This window comes from Rubrobacter taiwanensis (assembly GCF_004337705.1).
GTDB classification, from domain to species: domain Bacteria; phylum Actinomycetota; class Rubrobacteria; order Rubrobacterales; family Rubrobacteraceae; genus Rubrobacter_C; species Rubrobacter_C taiwanensis.
In genome coordinates this window covers 78852-97123 of the sequence record NZ_SKBU01000015.1, presented here as the reverse complement: position 1 = coordinate 97123, position 18272 = coordinate 78852, and the positions used below count along the sequence as shown (strand labels likewise).

The 18272-nt window shown below is 67.7% G+C and carries 20 protein-coding genes; all 20 read left to right on the top strand.

The annotated features are described in order from the left end of the window. The first annotated feature begins 11 nt into the window (after window positions 1–11). A complete protein-coding gene (locus E0L93_RS08150) occupies window positions 12–1166 on the top strand; it encodes a cysteine desulfurase family protein (protein ID WP_132690791.1) in 1155 nt (384 codons plus the stop codon). 1 nt (window position 1167) lies between these two features. Beyond that, window positions 1168–1572 carry an iron-sulfur cluster assembly scaffold protein gene (locus tag E0L93_RS08145; RefSeq protein WP_132690789.1) on the top strand — a complete coding sequence of 135 codons (405 nt, stop codon included), beginning with the start codon at window positions 1168–1170 and terminating at the stop codon, window positions 1570–1572. Beyond that, on the top strand, window positions 1565–2626 hold the full coding sequence (mnmA, locus tag E0L93_RS08140) for a tRNA 2-thiouridine(34) synthase MnmA (RefSeq protein ID WP_132690787.1): 1062 nt from the start codon (window positions 1565–1567) through the stop codon (window positions 2624–2626). The genes E0L93_RS08145 and mnmA overlap by 8 nt, the downstream gene beginning before the upstream one ends. A 34-nt stretch (window positions 2627–2660) precedes the next feature. Beyond that, window positions 2661–3029 carry a DUF948 domain-containing protein gene (locus tag E0L93_RS08135; RefSeq protein WP_132690785.1) on the top strand — a complete coding sequence of 123 codons (369 nt, stop codon included), beginning with the start codon at window positions 2661–2663 and terminating at the stop codon, window positions 3027–3029. Beyond that, complete coding sequence (locus E0L93_RS08130; protein WP_132690783.1) at window positions 3030–3341, top strand: hypothetical protein; 312 nt, start codon at window positions 3030–3032, stop codon at window positions 3339–3341. A gap of 5 nt (window positions 3342–3346) precedes the next feature. Beyond that, entirely contained in the window at window positions 3347–3619 is a 273-nt protein-coding gene (locus E0L93_RS08125; protein ID WP_132690781.1) for a hypothetical protein, read from the top strand. Further along, window positions 3616–4380 carry a SigB/SigF/SigG family RNA polymerase sigma factor gene (locus tag E0L93_RS08120; protein ID WP_132690779.1) on the top strand — a complete coding sequence of 255 codons (765 nt, stop codon included), beginning with the start codon at window positions 3616–3618 and terminating at the stop codon, window positions 4378–4380. Before E0L93_RS08125 ends, E0L93_RS08120 begins: the two co-directional genes overlap by 4 nt. A gap of 18 nt (window positions 4381–4398) precedes the next feature. Further along, window positions 4399–7032 (top strand): alanine--tRNA ligase, encoded by a 2634-nt coding sequence (gene alaS, locus E0L93_RS08115; protein WP_132690777.1) that lies wholly within the window; start codon window positions 4399–4401, stop codon window positions 7030–7032. Next, complete coding sequence (gene ruvX / locus E0L93_RS08110; RefSeq protein ID WP_132690775.1) at window positions 7032–7442, top strand: Holliday junction resolvase RuvX; 411 nt, start codon at window positions 7032–7034, stop codon at window positions 7440–7442. The genes alaS and ruvX overlap by 1 nt, the downstream gene beginning before the upstream one ends. Further along, window positions 7426–8535 (top strand): endolytic transglycosylase MltG, encoded by a 1110-nt coding sequence (gene mltG / locus E0L93_RS08105; protein ID WP_132690773.1) that lies wholly within the window; start codon window positions 7426–7428, stop codon window positions 8533–8535. The genes ruvX and mltG overlap by 17 nt, the downstream gene beginning before the upstream one ends. Window positions 8536–8587: 52 nt before the next feature. After that, window positions 8588–9424 (top strand): shikimate dehydrogenase, encoded by an 837-nt coding sequence (locus E0L93_RS08100; protein WP_132690771.1) that lies wholly within the window; start codon window positions 8588–8590, stop codon window positions 9422–9424. Next, entirely contained in the window at window positions 9411–11120 is a 1710-nt protein-coding gene (locus E0L93_RS08095; RefSeq protein ID WP_132690769.1) for a GspE/PulE family protein, read from the top strand. Before E0L93_RS08100 ends, E0L93_RS08095 begins: the two co-directional genes overlap by 14 nt. 101 nt (window positions 11121–11221) lie before the next feature. Further along, window positions 11222–11998 (top strand): sigma-70 family RNA polymerase sigma factor, encoded by a 777-nt coding sequence (locus tag E0L93_RS08090; RefSeq protein ID WP_165874242.1) that lies wholly within the window; start codon window positions 11222–11224, stop codon window positions 11996–11998. Further along, window positions 11986–12435: a type II secretion system protein gene (locus E0L93_RS08085; protein WP_132690765.1), complete on the top strand. Its 450-nt coding sequence runs from the start codon at window positions 11986–11988 to the stop codon at window positions 12433–12435. Before E0L93_RS08090 ends, E0L93_RS08085 begins: the two co-directional genes overlap by 13 nt. Further along, window positions 12428–12880, top strand: coding sequence for a type IV pilus modification PilV family protein (locus tag E0L93_RS08080; RefSeq protein ID WP_132690763.1), 453 nt, complete (start codon window positions 12428–12430; stop codon window positions 12878–12880). The genes E0L93_RS08085 and E0L93_RS08080 overlap by 8 nt, the downstream gene beginning before the upstream one ends. Beyond that, the gene (locus tag E0L93_RS08075) at window positions 12877–13437 is read left to right on the top strand and encodes a PulJ/GspJ family protein (RefSeq protein WP_132690761.1); all 561 of its coding nucleotides are present in this window, start codon (window positions 12877–12879) and stop codon (window positions 13435–13437) included. Before E0L93_RS08080 ends, E0L93_RS08075 begins: the two co-directional genes overlap by 4 nt. A gap of 5 nt (window positions 13438–13442) precedes the next feature. Continuing rightward, window positions 13443–14855, top strand: a complete 1413-nt coding sequence (locus E0L93_RS08070; protein WP_132690759.1) for a hypothetical protein — start codon at window positions 13443–13445, stop codon at window positions 14853–14855. 129 nt (window positions 14856–14984) lie between these two features. After that, complete coding sequence (locus tag E0L93_RS16440) at window positions 14985–15413, top strand: pilin (protein ID WP_279387464.1); 429 nt, start codon at window positions 14985–14987, stop codon at window positions 15411–15413. 200 nt (window positions 15414–15613) lie between these two features. Further along, on the top strand, window positions 15614–16360 hold the full coding sequence (locus E0L93_RS08060) for a response regulator transcription factor (RefSeq protein WP_132690757.1): 747 nt from the start codon (window positions 15614–15616) through the stop codon (window positions 16358–16360). Further along, complete coding sequence (locus tag E0L93_RS08055) at window positions 16360–18165, top strand: sensor histidine kinase (RefSeq protein ID WP_132690755.1); 1806 nt, start codon at window positions 16360–16362, stop codon at window positions 18163–18165. Before E0L93_RS08060 ends, E0L93_RS08055 begins: the two co-directional genes overlap by 1 nt. Window positions 18166–18272 lie beyond the last annotated feature (107 nt).

Below are 18272 nucleotides of genomic sequence, written 5' to 3'. Positions count from 1 at the left end.
CTAGATCTGGTATGGGCATCTACCTGGATCACGCAGCTACGACCCCTCCCGACCCGCGGGTTCTGGAGGCCATGCTGCGCCACCTCCGGGAGGTGCGGGGGAACCCGTCCTCGATCCACTCGGGCGGTGTTGCGGCGCGGAACGCGATCGAGGAGGCCCGGGAGGAGGTCGCCCGGCTGCTCGGGGCGGAGCCGCAGGAGATCATATTCACCGGCGGCGGCACCGAGGCCGACAATCTGGCCGTCTTCGGGCTGGCGCGGGCGGCGGGAGAGAAGAGGCACATCGTTGCCGCGCCCATCGAGCACCCGGCGGTCCGCAACGCGGTGAAGCATCTGGAGGCCGGGGGGTACGAGGTGACCTGGCTGGAGGTAGACGCGTACGGCGTGGTGGACCCGGAGGCGTTCCGGCGGGCGCTGCGGCCGGACACGGCGTTCGCCACCGTCATGTGGGCAAACAACGAGGTCGGGAGCGTGCAGCCGGTGGCGGAGCTGGCGGAGATCTGTCGCGAGTGCGGCGTGCCGTTCCACACCGACGCCGTGCAGGCGGTGGGACATCTGCCGGTGAGCGTCGAGGAGGCGCCGGTCTTTACGCTGGCCTTCTCCGGGCACAAGCTCTACGGCCCGCCGGGTGTGGGAGTACTCTACGTCCGGGAGGGCGTGGAGCTCGCACCCGTCTCGTTCGGCGGCGGCCAGGAGCGGGGGCTCAGGAACGGAACGGAGAACGTGGCCGGCATCTGCGGGCTGGGGGTCGCCTGCCGTATCGCCCGCGCAGAGCTGGAGGAGCGGATGCGCCACGAGCGCGAGCTCCGGGACAGGATCATCTCCGGGCTCACGCGGATACCCGGCGTGAGCCTGAACGGGCACCCGGAGCGGCGGCTGCCCAACAACGTGCACGTGAGCGTCGACGGGGTGGAGGCCGAGGGGCTGGTGCTGGTTTTGGACGCGCAGGGGTTCGCCGTCGGGAAGGGCTCTGCGTGCTCATCCGGGGAGCACAAGGCATCTCCAGTGCTGCTGGCGATGGGGCTGGGCGAGCGCGAAGCGTTCTCGGCTGTCAGGATCTCCGTCGGGCGGGAGAACACCGTGGAGGAGGTAGACCGGTTCGTGGAGGCGTTCTCCGGGGCCGTAGCGGGGCTGAGGGAGCTCTCACCTCTGCGGACGGGAGGCTGAGATGTACCGGCCCGAGCTCATAGAGCACCTGGTGCGTCCCCAGAACGTGGGCGAGCTCTCCGAACCGGACGGCTTCGGGGAGTCGGGGCACGCCGCCTGCGGCGATGTGGTGCGCTTTACGGTGCGGATCTCGAACGGAACGGTGGCCGCGGTCGGCTACAAGGCCTATGGCTGTGCGCCGTGCATTGCGGCCGGATCGGCCATGACGGAGCTGATCCAGGGCGAAAGCATAATCCGGGCGGCGGCGATCTCCCGGGAGGATCTGCGGCGCGCTCTCGGTGGCGAGCTGCCCGAGGGCAAGGAGCACGCGCTCACGCTGGTTTTGGACGCGCTGCACAGGGCGCTTGAAGACTACTGGAACCGGGAAGCCGAGGAGGCCGATCTGGTGGAGGGATACCGTGGCTAAGACCGTCGTGGCGGCGATGAGCGGCGGCGTGGATTCGGCCATGACCGCGCTGCTGCTGAAGGAGGCCGGGTACGAGGTGGTCGGCGTCACCTTCCGGTTGCACGACGGCGAGAAGGGCAGCCGCTCGTGCTGTTCGCCGGACACGGTGCTCTTCGCCCGGGACACGGCCCACCGCGTGGGCATCCCGCACTTCACGCTCAACCTCAAGGAGCTGTTCGGCAAGCGCGTGATGCAGGACTTCATAGGCTCTTATGCAAGGGGCCGCACGCCGAACCCCTGTGTGGCGTGCAACGCGCACGTCAAGTTCCACGCTGCGGCGTTTCTGGCCGACAGGCTCGGCTACGAGCACATAGCCACCGGGCACTACGCACGGGTCGTGGAGGGACCGACCCTGGCGCGGCCCACGGACCGGGCGAAGGACCAGACGTACGTGCTCTGGCCGGTCCCGAAGGAGCTTCTGGCGCGCACGGTCTTCCCGCTCGGGGAGTACCTGAAATCCGACATCCGGAGGATCGCGGCCGAGCGGGAGCTGGCGGTCGCGTACACGCCGGAGAGTCAGGACATCTGCTTCATCCCGGACGGGGACTACCGGAGCTTCATCCGCGGGCGCGTGCCGGTCGAATCCGGGGAGATAGTGGATCGTGAGGGCCGGGTTCTGGGGCGGCACGGGGGAGTTGTGAACTTCACCATCGGGCAGCGGCGGGGGCTCGGAATCTCCGCCGGGGAGCCGCTGTACGTAACCGAGGTGCGGCCGCAGAGCCGGCAGGTCGTCGTGGGGCGCAGGCGCGATCTGGAGGTGGACGAGATCCGGGTCTGCGGCCTCAACTGGTTCCTGGAGCCGGAGCTGGCAGAGGCGGTGCAGGTCCGCTACAACAGCCGCCCCGTTACCTGCCGGGTAGAGCCGGCAGGTAACGGGGCGTGCCGCGTGCGGCTGGGGGAGAAGATTCCGGGCGTCGCGCCGGGGCAGTCGGCCGTCTTCTACGCTGGCGATCGGGTGGTCGGCGGCGGGATCATACAGAGGCCGGACGCCGCGGGCGGTTATAATGGGGGGTGACCGGATCCGAGCTTCGCTGGAGGTGTAGAGAAGGTTGGAGATCTTCGTTGAGGTTGCGCGCGGCGCGCTGTTCATCGCCATAGCGATAGCGTTTCTGTTGCTAGCCTACACGTTTCTGAGGCTGGCCCGCATCTTCTCGACCACAGAACAGACGATAAAAGAGGTTTCCAGAGAGCTCGTCCCGCTGGTCGGCAAGACGCATGTTACGGTGGACAACATAAACAGCCAGCTCTCCCAGCTGGACACCGCCGTAGGTGACGTCACGGACATAACGGGCGAGCTGGACCAGACCACCACCGCGATAACCCAGAGCATCCGGGGGGGCGTCATCAAGGTCTCCGCGGCCGCAAGCGGGGTGTCGCGCGGGATCGGGGAGTTCTTCCGCGGGCGGGAGGCGAGGTAGATGGCCGATTGGGGCAAGCTTATCGTGGGGGCCGCGCTCGGCGTGGCCGGGACGCTCTACGCCACCAATGAAGAGCTGCGCCGGAAGCTGCCGGAGCAGCTGCGGGAGCTGCCCGAAGACGTACGCGACCGTTTCCGGCGGGCGGTGGTGGCCGGCAGGGCTGCTGCCGCGCAGCGGCGGGAGGAGATCCTGCGGGAGCTCAGCCGGCACGGCGGCGAGGCGAGCCGGGCCGGGAAGACCAGCGCTGCGGACGTCAACGTTCCGCAGCCCGACCCGGACACTACCGAGCGCCTGGATCGCGTGGAGGGGTAGGCAGTTTGGCCTCCCGCGGCGGGGACTTCGTCTACCTGACGCTGCCTCCGGGCGCGGAGGTGCGCTCCTGCCTGGGGCTCGTGGTGGCGGGCATGTCGGCCCGGGCCCGGATCGGGGTTGGGAACATGGACGAGTTCGTGCAGGCGCTGGAGCGCCTGCAGGTCGAGAGCGGCCGGACGCTGAGGTTCAGATTCCTCTGCGAGGAGGAGAAGATCACGGCCGAGGTGGAGTCGCCCGAATCCGGCGGGTGGCGGACCGTGGCCGAGCTGGTGGCATGACGCGCAGATACCGCCGCCCGGACAAGCGCCGCACCCGCGAGCTGCTCGAACGCTACCACAGGCGGGGCGACGAGAAGGCGCGCGAGGCCATAATACAGGAGCATCTGCCGCTCGTGGAGTTTCTGGCCCGCAAGTTCACGGGCCGTGGCGAGCCTTTGGATGATCTGATACAGGTCGGCTCCGTGGGGCTCATCAAGGCGGTGGACCGCTTCGACGTGGACCGGAACATAGAGCTCTCCACCTATGCCACGCCCAACATCCTGGGGGAGATCAAGCGCCACTTCCGGGACAAGGGGTGGGCGATGCGCGTGCCCCGGGGACTGCAGGAGCTGCGGCAGGCCGCCAAGGAGGCCGTGCGGGAGAGCACGGTCAGGACCGGCCGCTCGCCCACTATGGAGGAGCTGGCCGAGCATCTGGACTCTGATGTGGAGAGCGTGGCCGAGGCTCTGGCGCTGGGGCGGGCGTACAACACGGTAAGTCTGGACGCTCCCGTCAATCAGGAGGAGGACGAGGGCGACACGATCATGGACCTGCAGCCGGATGAGGACGAGGATATCGCCGGCACCGAAGATCGGGTGCTGCTGCAGAGGGCCATGCAGGCGCTGCAGGGGCAGCAGCGCCGGATACTGGAGCTGCGCTTCAACGAGGGGAAGACGCAGACCGAGATCGCGAAGGAGATCGGGGTCAGCCAGATGCACGTCTCGCGGCTCATGCGCCGGGCGCTCGGAGAGCTGCGCAAAGAACTGGAAAACGGCGGCTGAAAAAGTAGAATACGCCCAATGAAAAGTCATGAGATACGCCGGAGATTCCTGGATTTCTTCGTCGAGCGGGATCACAGGCTCTACCCGAGTTCGTCGCTCATCCCGCACAACGACCCCACTGTCCTGCTGACCACGGCCGGGATGCAGCAGTTCATAACCTACTTCCTGGGGCAGGAGAAGCCGCCTGCGCCGCGGGCCACCAGCGTGCAGAAGTGCTTCCGCACCCAGGATCTGGAGGAGGTCGGCGATCCCTCGCACCTCACCTTCTTCGAGATGCTCGGGAACTTCTCCTTCGGCGACTACTTCAAGAAGGAGGCCATCGAGTGGGCCTGGGAGTTCCTCACCCAGGAGCTGGGCATCCCCGGAGACCGGCTCTGGATCACGATCTTCGAGGGCGACGAGAGCGCGCCCGAGGACGTGGAGGCCCGGGAGCACTGGATGGCCGTCGGGGTGCCGGAGGAGAGGATCTTCGGACTGCCCAAGAGTGAGAACTGGTGGGGTCCGCCGGGCGACTCCGGCCCCTGCGGGCCGTGCTCCGAGGTCTACTACGACTACGGCGAGGAGTACGGAGCGGGCGACCCGCTCAAAGATCCGAAGTACGGGCCGGGCGGTGATGAGGGCGACGGCCGCTTCCTGGAGATCTGGAACCTGGTCTTCAACCAGTACGAGCAGCTCAAGGACGGCACGCTCAGACCGCTCGCCAAGACCGGCATCGATACGGGCATGGGGCTCGAGCGCACGGCGGCCGTGATGCAGGGCGTGCGCACCGTCTACGACACCGATCTGTATGCCCCGATCTTCGAGCGGGCCGCCGAGTACGTTGGCATCCGGCGCGGGGAGTCGGAGGCCGCCGACCGGGCGCTCTACATCCTGGCCGATCACGCCCGGGGCATGGCGTTTCTCATCGCCGACGGCGTGCGCCCCGGCAACCAGCATCGTGAATACGTTCTGCGGCGCATAATCCGCCGGGCGACGCGGGAGGCGTACTCGCGGCTCGGCATGAGCGCCGGACAGGTCGCGGGTCTCGCGGAGGCCGTTGTGGACTACATGGGCGAGCACTACCCCGAGCTCAAAGGGGCCCGGGACGAGATCGGCCGGGTGGTCACGCGCGAGGCGCAGCGCTTTATCGAGATCTACGAACAGGGTGCGCGCCTGCTGGAGGGCGAGCTGCAGCGCCTGCAGGGCGGCAGCTTCCCGGGCGAGGTGGCCTTCACGCTGCACGACACCTACGGCTTTCCGGTGGAGGTTACGCGGGAGATCCTGGCGGAGCGCGGCGTCTCGCTCGACGAGGCGGGCTTCGAGCGGGCCATGAGGGAGCAGCGGGAGCGGGCCCGGGCCGCCCAGCGGGGCTACGAGCGTGCGGTAGCCGCTTTCGGAGACCTGGAGGTTGAGAGCCGGTTCGTGGGCTACGAGCGGGAGCAGGTCGAGACCCGCATCCTGGCTCTGGAGCCGGCGCCGGACACCGGGGGAGAGTTCTACCTCGTGCTGGAGGAGAACCCGTTCTACGCGACCGGCGGCGGTCAGGTCGCGGACGTGGGCTGGATCAGCGGCGAGGGCGGGGAGCTGGAGGTCGTGGACTCCATACCCGCCGGGGACTACCAGGTCCTGCGAGCCCGCGTCAAGGAGGGGGAGCTGCGGCCGGGCGACGTGGTCACGGCTTCCATAAACCGGGTCCGGCGGCAGCAGATAGAGGCCAACCACACCGCCACCCACATCCTGCACTGGGCGCTCCGGGCGGTGCTCGGCAAGGAGGTCGTGCAGGCCGGGAGCTACGTGGGGCCGGATCGGCTGCGCTTCGACTACCGCTACTCCGGGCAGGTTACTGATGAGGACATAGCGCGCGTGCAGGAGCAGGCGGTGCTCAAGATCACGGAGAACCAGCCCGTCCGCTACTACATCACCACGCTGGAGGAGGCCCGCAACCTCGGCGCGATAATGCTCTTCGGGGAGAAGTACGGCGATCTGGTACGGGTCGTGGAGATAGACGGCTTCTCACGCGAGCTGTGCGGCGGGACGCACGTGAGCCGCACGGCCGAGATCGGTGCTTTCAAGGTGCTCTCCAACCGCAAGCACGGTGCGGATCTCTACCGGATAGAGGTGATCACCGGCCGGGAGGCGATCTACTACCTGCTGCGGACGGCCGGGATCGCCGAGCGGCTCGCCTCCGAGCTGAACGTGGAGCCCGCGAGGCTGCCGGAGGTCGTCTCCGGGTTGCGGCGAGAGGCGCAGGAGGCCCGCAGGGCCGCCGAGCGGCAGGTGCTCCGGAGCGGCCTGGAGGCCGTCGGCGAGCTGGTGCAGAACGCCGAGACCGTCGACGGAGCCCGGATAGTCGTCGGCAAGGTCGTGGCTCCCGACGTGAAGGCGCTGCGGCAGCTCACGGACGACGTGAAGAACCGGGTGGGCGGGCCGGCGGCCGCGGTACTGGCGGCCGAACTGGACGGCAAGGCCGTCGTCGTCGCCAACCTGCACGACGAGGTCGCCCGCAAGGTCAGGGCCGGGGATCTCGTGCGGGCGATGTCGGAGATCCTCGGCGGCGGGGGCGGCGGTGGTCCTACCATGGCTCAGGGCGGCGGGGGCGATGCCGCCGCCGTTCCCCGGGCACTGGACCGGGCTCGCGAGCTCCTGCGCGAGAGGCTCGCGTCCGGAGCGTAGTGCCTCTCCGGGAGAGAATCCTCGCTCTGGACCTCGGGGAGGTGCGCACCGGCGTTGCCATCTCCGATCCCGGGGGCGTGATCGCACGGCCGCACGGGATAGTGACGCGTGACGAGCTGGTCCCCCGCCTCCGGGAGCTGGTCCGGAGGGAGCGGATACGGGAGATCGTGGTCGGGGTGCCGAGGAACCTCCGGGGCGAGGCCGGCTTTCAGGCCCGGCGAACCATGGAGGTGCTCTCCGAGCTGCGAGGGGCCCTGCCCGGGGTGAGGTTCGTGGAGTGGGACGAGAGGTTTACCACCCGGCTCGCCGCGGGGAGCCGGAAGCGGGGCCCGGTGGACGACGTAGCCGCTGCTCACATGTTGCAGGAGTATCTGACTCTCAGGAGGGGGAGCGTTGGATCGCCACGGTAGTTACAGCAGGCGAAGGTACCGGGACCCGGAAGATCTGGAAGAGCGCCTTGAGGTTCTGAAGAGGAGCGACGCTGTCCGGGTCCGCCGGCGGAGGAAGCGCCGGAGCCCCGTGATCCCGCTGTTGCTGGTGGCTCTGCTGATCTTCGGCGGGGTGTACCTGATCTCTCAGGCGTTCGGCGGCGGGGAGGAAGCCGGCGGGGAGACCGCGCGGGTGGTCATCGAGGAGGGCGACTCGCTCTCGGAGATAGCCGGGAAGCTGAAGGAGGCCGGTATCATCGGGAACGCCACGCTCTTCACGCTGGAGGTTCGGCTCAAGGGCGCGGGCACGGATCTCAAGCCGGGTGAGTACGAGCTGTCCCGGAGCGCCGGCACGGACGAGATCATCGAGACCCTCTCCGCCGGACAGCCGGTGCAGGTGTACCGGGTTACCATCCCGGAGGGGCTCACCCTGGAGCAGACGGCGCAGGTGATCGGGGAGGAGACCTCCGTCTCCGCTGAGGAGTTTGCCGAGGCTGCCCGCCGGACGGACTACGGTTACGCCTTTCTGGAGGGAGCCCGCACCACCGAGGGCTTCCTCTTCCCCAAGACCTACGAGTTCGAGGAGGGGACCACGGCCCGGCAGATGGTCAACCGGCTGCTGGAGCAGTACCTGATCGAGACGCAGGGGCTGGATTTCGAGGCGGCCGAGCGGCGCACGGGGCTCAACGAGTACGAGCTCATAACCGTGGCCTCCATGATCGAGCGTGAGTCGGCCAACGACGCCGAGCGTCCCCTCGTCGCGTCCGTGATCTACAACCGTCTAGAGGAGGGGATGCCGCTGCAGATAGACGCCACGATCCAGTACGCTCTTGGCGAGAACCGGGAACGTCTCTCCATCCAGGACACACAGATAGACTCACCGTACAACACCTATCAGAATCGCGGTCTGCCCCCCGGCCCGATAGCGAGCCCGAGCTTGGGTTCCATAGAGGCCGCGCTCAACCCGGCCGACACCAACTACCTCTACTACGTTATCAGGCCGGGCGGCGGGGAGCACTTCTTTACCGACGACTACGATGAGTTCCTGCGGGCCAAGGCCGAAGCGGGTCTGTAGCGGCTAAAGCGGCGTGGGCCAAGAGCCGACAACCATCGTAGAAGGGACCGCCATGTTCTTTAGCGGGAGGGCGACGCTGGTCGGGATCATCGGCCACCCGGTGGGGCATACCCTGAGCCCCCGGATGCACAACGCCGCCTTCGCGGCGGACGGGCTGGACTATGTCTACGTTCCCATGGACGTGGAGCCCGGACAGCTCGCCGCGGCGGTGGAGGGTTTGCGGGCCCTGGGGTTCCGGGGCTTCAACGTCACCATGCCGCACAAGGGCGCGGTCATCCCCCTCCTGGACTCGCTGGACGCGGCGGCCGAGGTCTCCGGGGCCGTCAACACCGTCGTGATCGAGGACGGGAGGATGCTAGGCTTCAACACCGACGGCGCGGGGTTCGTGGACGCCTGCCGGGAGTCCGGGGTGGAGTTCGGGGGGCGGAGGGTCCTGCTGCTGGGGGCCGGGGGGGCGGCCGCGGCGATCGCGGTAGAGGTGCTGCGCGAGGGAGCGGGGGCGCTCTACATCGCCAACCGCACGCGGAAGCGGGCCGAGGAGCTGCGCCGGGTGCTCAAGGAGCGGAGGCCGGAAGGGGGGATGGAGGTTCTCGATTGGGAGGAGGCGGGCGAGGTTGCCCGCATCTCGGACGTCATCATCAACTCCACCTATCTGGGAATGGAGCCGGAGGATCCGCTCCCCGTCGCCGCGGAGGTTCTGGAGGGGAAGGCGGTCTGCGATGCGGTGTACCTGCCGGGGCGGGAGACCCGTCTCATTCAGCGGGCGCGCGAGCTAGGGTGCAGGGTGGTGCCGGGGGGTCTGATGCTGCTCTACCAGGGGGTGCGGGCGCAGCGGATGTGGACCGGCCGGGAGCCCAACGTGGAGGTCATGCGGCGTGCGGTACTTTGACCGGGGCGAGCGGCCCGCGCAGGCCAGCAGGATCGGGGACATCCTGATCGCGCAAGGGAAGCTGACCGAAGAGCAGCTCGCAAGGGCGCTCGAGGTGCAGCGCCGGACGCGCAAGAGGCTCGGGAGCATCCTCGTCTCGATGGGGTACATCTCCCCGGCGGATCTGGCACGGGGCATAGCCCGGCGGCTCAACCTGGAGTACGTGGAGCTCTCCGAGGATCAGGTAGATCTGGCGATGGCCGGCATGATAGGGGAGAAGCTGCTCCGGCGGTACGGTGCTCTGCCGCTCGGGATGAAGGACGGGCGTCTCCGGCTGGCGATGAGCGACCCCACTAACGTGCACGCGCTCGACGATGTCAAGATGATCTCCGGGCATCCGGTGGTGCCGGTGGTCGCCTCCGAGGAGGACGTGCGGCGGGTTCAGAACCGGCTCTTCGCCGTGGGCGGCGAGGTTTCGGAGTTCCTGCGAGAGGCGCAGGAGAGGAGCGCTCCGGATGAGGAGCCGGAGCTCGCCTCCGAGGCGGAGGTCGGGGACGCACCCATCATCCGGCTGGTGAACTCGATCCTGCAGCAGGCCGCCTCCGACGGGGCGTCGGACATCCACATCGAGCCGTGGGCGAGCGAGATATCGGTGCGCTTCCGGGTAGACGGGGTCCTGCGGGAGATCATGTCCATCCCGCGCAAGCTGCACGGCGAGATCGTGGCCCGCGTCAAGATCATGGCCGGGATGAATATCGCCGAGCGGCGCGTGCCACAGGACGGGCGGTTCTCCCTCAGGCTCGGAGACTCCGGCGCGGACCTGCGGGTGGCCTCGCTGCCGACCGTGTACGGGGAGAAGCTCGTGCTGCGCATTCTGGACGGGGGCGGGGCGAGGATGGAGCTGGAGAAGCTCGGCTTCGAGTCCCGGATGCTGGAGCTCTACCGGAAGGCTTTCGGCAGGCCGCACGGTGCCATCCTGGTCACCGGACCGACCGGGAGCGGCAAGTCCACCACGCTGTACGCCACCCTCAACGAGCTCAACTCGCCCGAGCGGAGCATCGTGACGGTGGAGGATCCGGTGGAGCACCGGATCACGGGCGTCAACCAGATCCAGGTCAATCCCCGGGTCGGGCTGACGTTCGCCTCAGGGCTCAGGAGCATCCTCCGCAGCGACCCGGAGGTGATCATGATCGGCGAGATCCGGGACTACGAGACGGCTAAGATCAGCGTCGAGTCCGCCCTGACCGGGCATCTGGTTCTGGCCACGCTGCACACGAACGACGCGCCCGGCGCTCTCAACCGCCTCACGGACATGGGGGTGGAGCCCTTCCTGACGGCCTCGGCGGTGGACTGCGTGCTGGCCCAGCGGCTGGCTCGGCGCGTCTGTGACCGCTGCTCGCGCCCGGCCGAACCGGACCGCCGGACTCTGGAGGAGGTCGGATTCCCCTTCGAGCTGTCCGGGGTCGGGGAGCCGGATTTCCGGGAGGCCGTCGGCTGCCGGCACTGCGGCGGGAGCGGCTACCGGGGCCGGGTCGGGGTCTACGAGCTAATGCTGGTGAGTGAGGAGATTCGGGAGATGGTCGTCCGCCGGACGCCGACGAGCGAGATCGCGCAGGCCGCCCGGAGCCAGGGGATGATGCGGCTCCGGGAGGATGGCCTGCTGAAGGCCGCCCGCGGTGTGACCACGATCGAAGAGGTGCTCAGAAGCACGGTCTGAGCGCCTCCCTCCCGGCGGCGCGGTACAAGTGTCCACCCGGCAGAGGGGAAATGCCCGGATGGCATATGGGCGCGCCTTACAAAGTATTACATACTCCCGGCATGACGATCTCTCCCCCCGTCAGCACAGGGAAGGACCGGGTCTTCCGGCTGCTGGAGGCGTACCGGGAGCGCGGCGACCGGCGGGCCATGGAGCGCATCTTCACCCTGCACGGCGGGATGCTCAGGCGGCTGGCCGGCCGGTACGCGGCCGCCTCCGGAGAGCCGTATGAGGATCTGCTCCAGGTGGCTCATCTGGGCCTGATCAAGGCCATCAACGGATACAAGGGCGAATCCGGGGCGCAGTTCGGCTCCTACGCGTACGCGACCATAGACGGCGAGCTCCGGCATTACTTCCGCGACACCGAGCTGGTGAGGAAGCCCCGGTGGGCGCGCAGCCTGTACGCGAAGCTCAAGGAGGCCAACTTGCGGCTCACCGCGAAGCTGGGCCGGCCGCCGCTGATCGAGGAGCTGGCGGAGGAGGTCAACGTCGCACCGGAGGGTGTGCTGGAGCTTATGAAGCTCTTTCTGGAGACCGATGTGGTGTCGCTGGACGGCGGTGAGGGGAGTGCGGACCTCTCGGCCATCAGGAGCATCCGGCATGAGAGCTTCACCCTGCCGGTGGAGGACCGCATTCAGCTTGAGCAGTCCCTGGAGTCCCTGACCGAGCTTCAGCGCAGGATCGTCCATCTCTTCTTCTACGAGGATCTCTCCCAGACCGAGATCGGTGGCATGCTCGGGCTCTCCCAGCGCAAGGTCTCGCGCGCCCTGGCCTCGGCACTAAAGGCGCTCAGGGGCCTCTACGGCGCGGACGGCGGGAGCGTGGAGTGCCCCGGCTGAGACTCTGCGAACGGGGATTCACCCTGTCAGAGGTGCTGGCCGTCCTGGCTATCGCGGGCATCCTGTTCGCTCTGGCCGCGCCCGTGTGGTGGAGCGTATCGGAGAGCCGGGCGGTGGACTCGGCCGCCAACCAGCTGGCCGCAGATCTGCGCCTGGCCCACATCGGGGCCACGAACCGTCTGGAGGACCGGGTGGTCGTTCTGACCTCCGGTGGTGCGACCTACACGATAGGCCCCGCCGGTGAAACCCCTGCCGTACGCACCCTGCCGGAGGGCACCCGGGTGGCCACCGGGGCCGCGCTGATCTTCACCCCGCGGGGCTCGGTGGAACCTCCGGAAGGCACCATCACGGTCCGGGTCCGTTCGGTCGACGACCCGGAGAACTACCGCGATGTGGAGATCAACACCACGACTTCGAGGGTGAGGATCGTTGAGTAGCGGACGCTTCGGAAGCGAAGCCGGCTACTCGCTGGCCGAGGTGATGGTGGCGATCATGATCCTGGCCATCGCCGTAATCCCGATGGTCGGCATGTTCGATGCGGGCCTCCGGGCAGCGCTGCTGGGCGGCAACTACGACCGGGCCCGGGCGCTGGCAGCCGCCGAGCTGGACGGCATCCGGGCTCTGCCCTACCATGCTCCGGACGGCCCGGCCGGAGGCGTGCGCGAGCTCTACCCGCCCCCCGGTCCGCACGCCTGCCGGACGGGGGTGGAGATACCTCCGGGCTTCACCTGCCGGGTCAGGACCGCCTTCGTCTCGGTAGGGCCTCCCGGCAGCCCGGAGGTGGTGGAGGACCCCGCCGCCCGGACCATGATGAGGGTGGAGGTGACGGTCGTCTGGAGCGGCGGCCGGTCTTACAGCACCACGGGACTGGTGGCCAGATGAGAGCGGTGCGGCGGCTGCGGCGGGAGGAGGGCGGGTTCACGCTCCCGGAGCTGTTGGTGGCGATGATGCTGATGCTCACCGCCATGTTCGCCCTCTACTCCATCTTCGACATGAGCCTGCGGATCTTCAGCTTCGGCAACGACAGGACCGAGGCCGTGGAGCAGGCCCGGGCGGGGCTGGAGCGGATGGACCGGGAACTGACGGCCGCCCATCCGTACGACAGGGCCGGGGGGGACGAGACGCTACTCCCCTCCTACGGGCCGGAGCACATCTCCTTCGGCAACGACCTCGACGGGAGCCGGAAGGTCGCACCCGGGGAGGAGATCATCTACGAACTGAACGGCTCCACGCTCATGCGCAACGGGCTCCCGATGGTGGAGTTTGTGGACGACCTGAGCTTCGAGTACCTGGACGCGAGCGGGGCTGCAGCCACCGGAGAGTCCGACATAGCGATGGTGAGGATAACGCTGGATATCGAGGTGCGGCGCGGCCCGTGGGCCGGCACCCAGACGCTCTCCACCGAGGTTGCGCTCAGGAACCGGACGGATAGAGGGTAGCGGGTGTGTCGGTCGGGTTCGCAAGAGACGAGGCGGGAGTAGCGCTACCGCTGGCCATCATGGTCATGGTCATCGTGGGCGTGATGGGCGCGGGGCTGCTCGTCTTCGTGCGCAGCGATCTGGAGGCCGTCGTCGAGGTGAACCGGGGCCAGCGGGCCGCCGACATAGCGGAGGCCGGGGTGCAGGCCGCCAAGCGGCAGCTCCTCTCCGATGCCAACCGGAGGCACTATGATCTAGAGCTCTCCAACGACTGCACAGGCGGCGACCGGCGCGTCATCGCCGAGGACTGGTCTCCGCTCACCACCGTCTACAGCGATCCGGCCGACTGCACCAGCGGAACGGTGACCCGTTCTGAGGGCGGCATCAGCCGGAACTTCGCCGGCGGCAGGTTCAACGTGACCATCCAGTGCCTGAGGCAGCCGGGCGATGACGCCGATGAATGCGCCGGGGTGGAGGAGGTGGCTCCCGAGAACGTGGAAGCCACGGAACGGGCCTTCTTCAAGATAATCTCCACCGGTTACTACCCGGCGGACGGCAGCGGCGCGGTGCGCAGGGTCGAGGCCGTCTATCACACGGTTGATCTGGGCGTACCCCGCGCCTACTTCACCCCGAGCAACATAACCCTCCGGGGCACAGCGGACATAACCGGTGTGAGCCTCTTCAGCCTCGGTAATGTAGAAATCAACGGCGGAGCGCAGGTGCGGGGCGAGGACCGGGCCTACGGAGACTGGGCGAACGAGCCCTACAACACCACGGCGCGTCCCACGAACGCCGCGGGGATCGGGGCGGTGGGCAGGATCACGGGCTCTGACAAGATGGGGACGCGGGACTTCCACGGCGACCTGTCGAAACCCACAACCCCCCGCTTCGTCGAGAATCCCTCCAGCCCGCAGGGCAGCGGTGAGATCACATTCCCCTTCGAGCACGAAAGCCAGCTCGGCCAGCAGGACGGGGTCCAGATAGAGTTCCTGCGCGAGGAGGCCATCCGGCAGGGCAACTACATAGAGTACGCCTCCAGCGGGAACAAGACCCTGAGCACCTGGCCCGCGAACTCGACCTCCAGCACGGTGGTTTTCGTGCGGTTCCCCGATTCGCCTAGCTCCAGCACGCTGACCTGGAGCGTGGGGAAGAGCTGCAACGATCCTCCGGTGAGGGGAACGCTGGTGATCACGAACGGCGACTTCAAGATGGGACAGCACACCACGCCCCTTCAGGGCACGGTGATCGTGCGCGGCGGGATCTACCAGGACGGCGACTCAGACGATGCCGGAGGCAACACCTGCCTGGACGGTTTCGTGAACGCCTCGGGCAACATAACGATCCGCGGCTCGGTGCAGCCGCTCGCCAGCGAGGAGGCTCTCTACCGCCCCGGCTTCTACGGCGTGGAGCTCTGGAGCTGGCGGGAGCTCTACCAGTAGCCGGTTTCCGGCCGTGGCCGGAAACCGGAAAAATCTCCGGAAAAAGACTGCCGGAAGTGTCTAAAACACGGAGAAACGGGCCTAACAGTAAACAGAGGCAAAAGAGCAGCGAGCAAGTAAGGAGAAGAGATGCTGCACTGGTTCGGAAAGATGTTGCGCCAGATCAGGGAGGCGCAAGAAGATCAGCGGGGATTTACCCTCATCGAGCTTCTGGTGGTCGTGATCATTATCGGCGTCCTCGCTGCCATCGCTATTCCGGTGTTCCTCAACCAGCGTACCAAAGCTCAAGTGTCTACAACCAAGTCGGACGTGCGGAACGCCGTGACGATGGATACTGCTATGGCAACAGAAACCGGTAGCGGTATCTCCAACGGCACGTACAACTCCGGGCAGCAGATCGGCTCCGGTGACAACTCCTTCCGCGTTTCTGAGGGTGTAACCATTACCGTCACAGACGAGAGTATACAGGGCAGCTACGATGGTCTTGAGGGAACGTGGACGTACTACAAGGCCGGCGAAAATGCGGGTAGGTATATAGGAGATGGCGCTTTCGAGTAGGCTGAGGCAAGTAACTGTAAAATCCCAAGCGCCCCCTCCGGGGGCGCTTCTCTTTGCCGCCGCATAACCCGTCCGGTGGGTTGCGGCTCCGCGCGTTAAAGATTTCTCTCCGTCCTTCCGATAACTGATACACATACACTGTCTGAAAAGCAGGGAGAAGCCCGCGACCTTCGCCGTTTGGAGGGAGGGTGGTTTTTCCGATGTTCCGTGTAACCGGCCATCACGAAGGGAACGGCCGGGGGGAGACCCGGCGGCCGCGGCGTGCGGCGTACGGACTGCTCATAGCGGACGATCACGAGATAGCCAGAGAGGGTTTGAGGGCGGTGCTGGAGGGTGAGGAGGACTTCGAGGTGGTCGGGGAGGCTAGGGACGGCCGGGAGGCTCTGAGGCTGTGCCGGGCTCTTGGGCCGGATCTGGTCTTGATGGATGTGCGCATGCCCGGGATGGACGGGCTTGAGGCCACGCGTGCGATCAAGCGGGAGTTTTCTGAGGTGAGCGTGGTGATGGTGACCATGCACGAGGATGCGGAGTACCTGCTTGAGGCGATAAGGGCTGGGGCTTCGGGGTATGTTTTGAAGGAGGCTTCGGCGGGGCGGGTGGTTGAGGTGGTGAGGAGGACGCTTTGCGGGGAGATGCCTCTGGATGAGGGGCTTGCCGCCCGCCTTCTGAAGCGGCTGGCGAGCGAGGAGGAGCCGGACCCGGGACCGCATCCGCCTCTGGAGCGCCTGACGGACGAAGAGCTGGAGGTGCTGCGGCTTCTGGCGCGGGGGTACACCAACCCCCAGATCGCGCGGGAGCTGCTCTTTAGCGTGAGCACCGTAAAGGCGCGGGTGCGGAGCGTGATCTCCAAGCTGGGCGTCTCCGACCGCACGCAGGCGGCGGTGTGTGCCCTCGAGCTCGGGCTGGCCACGTCCGGGATCGAGGATCGGGAGAGGGGGCGCGCTTAATGAGCGGCGCCCCGGACTCCGAACAGGAGCCCTGGGCTTCGCTCTGGGAGCTCGTTCACGACGCCGTGGTGGTCTTCGATGCCGGAAGCCGGCGGGTGATCTACGCGAACGGCCGCGCCTGCCGGATGTACGGGGCTTCCGGAGAGGAGCTTGCCGGGCGCAGTCTTTCAGACCTCTGGCCGGAGTGCGGGGGCGATGAGCGGTGTCTGAGGGAGGTCTGTCGGGACGTCAAGGCCGTCCACCGCCGCCGTGACGGGAGTCCCATCGAGGTTTCGGTCAGCTCGTCCCCGATCCGGTTCCGGGGGCAGCCGGCCGTTGTGATCGCCGCGCGCGAGCTCTCCGGGCGCAGCCGGGACTACTTCCGGGCACCGGACATCGCGAACGTGCTGGAGGCAAACGGCACCATCCACTATGTAAGCCCGGTGGTCGAGGGGACGCCCGGGGACATCCATCCCGGGGACCGTGATGAGGTGATGTCCGGGCGCGTCCGCGCCGAGAGGAGCGGCGAGCCCTTCAGGATGGAGTACCGGCTGATAGCCGGCGACGGCCGAACCGTGTGGGTCCGCGACGAGGCCGAACTCGTGCGTGATGAGGGGGAGCGACCCATCTTCTGGCAGGGCCTGATCTACGATATCTCCGAGCAGAGGCGCATGGAGGAGAGACTCCGGAGCGCCCTCAACTCGCTGCTCACACTCCACGAAGGTGGCAGGATACTAAGCTCCACGCTCCGGCGGGATGAGATCTGCGCCTGGCTGCTGGAGATCGTACAGCGGAGGTCGGGTATCGAGGCGAGCGCCGTCCTTCTGAGCGGCTCCGGAGGTGCGGAGCGCCTGCAGGACACCGCCGGACCGGAGGAGATCTGCAGGACAGCCCGGTCCGATCCGGCGGCACAGGAGGCGCGCGGGCGGGCGCTGAAGAGCGGAGAGCGCCGCCTGTTCCGGATGCGGGAGGCCGGCGTGTCCGTGGGACTGCATCTGCCGCTGCGGGCGGGAGGCCGGGTAGTCGGGTTGCTGGAGCTCTACGGAACGGAGGCGCTCGCTCGGGAAGACGCTCTGGAGACGCTCACCAGTCTGGCCGGGCAGGCGGCGGGCGCGCTGGAGAACGCCCGCCTGTACGAGGAGCTCGTCGAGCACGAGCGGCGGCTGCGCCAGCTGGTCAGGCAGGTGCTGAGAGCGCAGGAAGAAGAGCGGCGGCGGGTCGCCTACGAGGTGCACGACGGGCTCGCGCAGACGGCGGCAGGTGCGCATCAGATCCTGCAGGCCTTCGCCCGGCGGCACAGCTGCGAGTCTCCCGGGGCCCGGGCGCAGCTCGAACGGGCTCTGGAGCTGATCCAGCAGACCGTCAGGGATGCCCGGCAGGTGATAGCTGATCTCAGGCCGACCACGCTCGACGACTTCGGGCTGGCGGCCGCCGTTCAGGAGCAGGTCAAGAAGCTGGCCGGCGAGGGGCGGCAGGTGGAGTACGAGGAGACGCTGGGAGACGAGCGGCTTCCGGAAACCGTGGAGACCGCTCTCTACCGGGTAGCGCAGGAGGCGCTGTCGAATGCCGCCAAACACGCACCTTCCGCCCGGGTCCGGGTGACGCTGGAGCGGCTGGAGCGCTCCGTCAGGTTGCGGGTCAGGGACTGGGGGGATGGGTTTGACCCGGACGAGGTTCCGGTCAGGAGCGGTCCGGGCGAGAGGGTCGGGCTCTCCAGCATGCGCGAGAGGGTTGCTCTTCTCGGCGGCCGGTTCGAGATACGCAGCAGGCCGGGCACCGGTACCGAGGTTGAGGCCGAGGTCCGCGTCTCCGGAGGGGACGGGTGAGCAGGGGGAGGAGGGCTTTGCGGCGAGATGCGTATGGACCCCGCAGACTGCTCATAGCGGACGATCACGAGATAGCCAGAGAGGGTTTGAGGGCGGTGCTGGAGGGC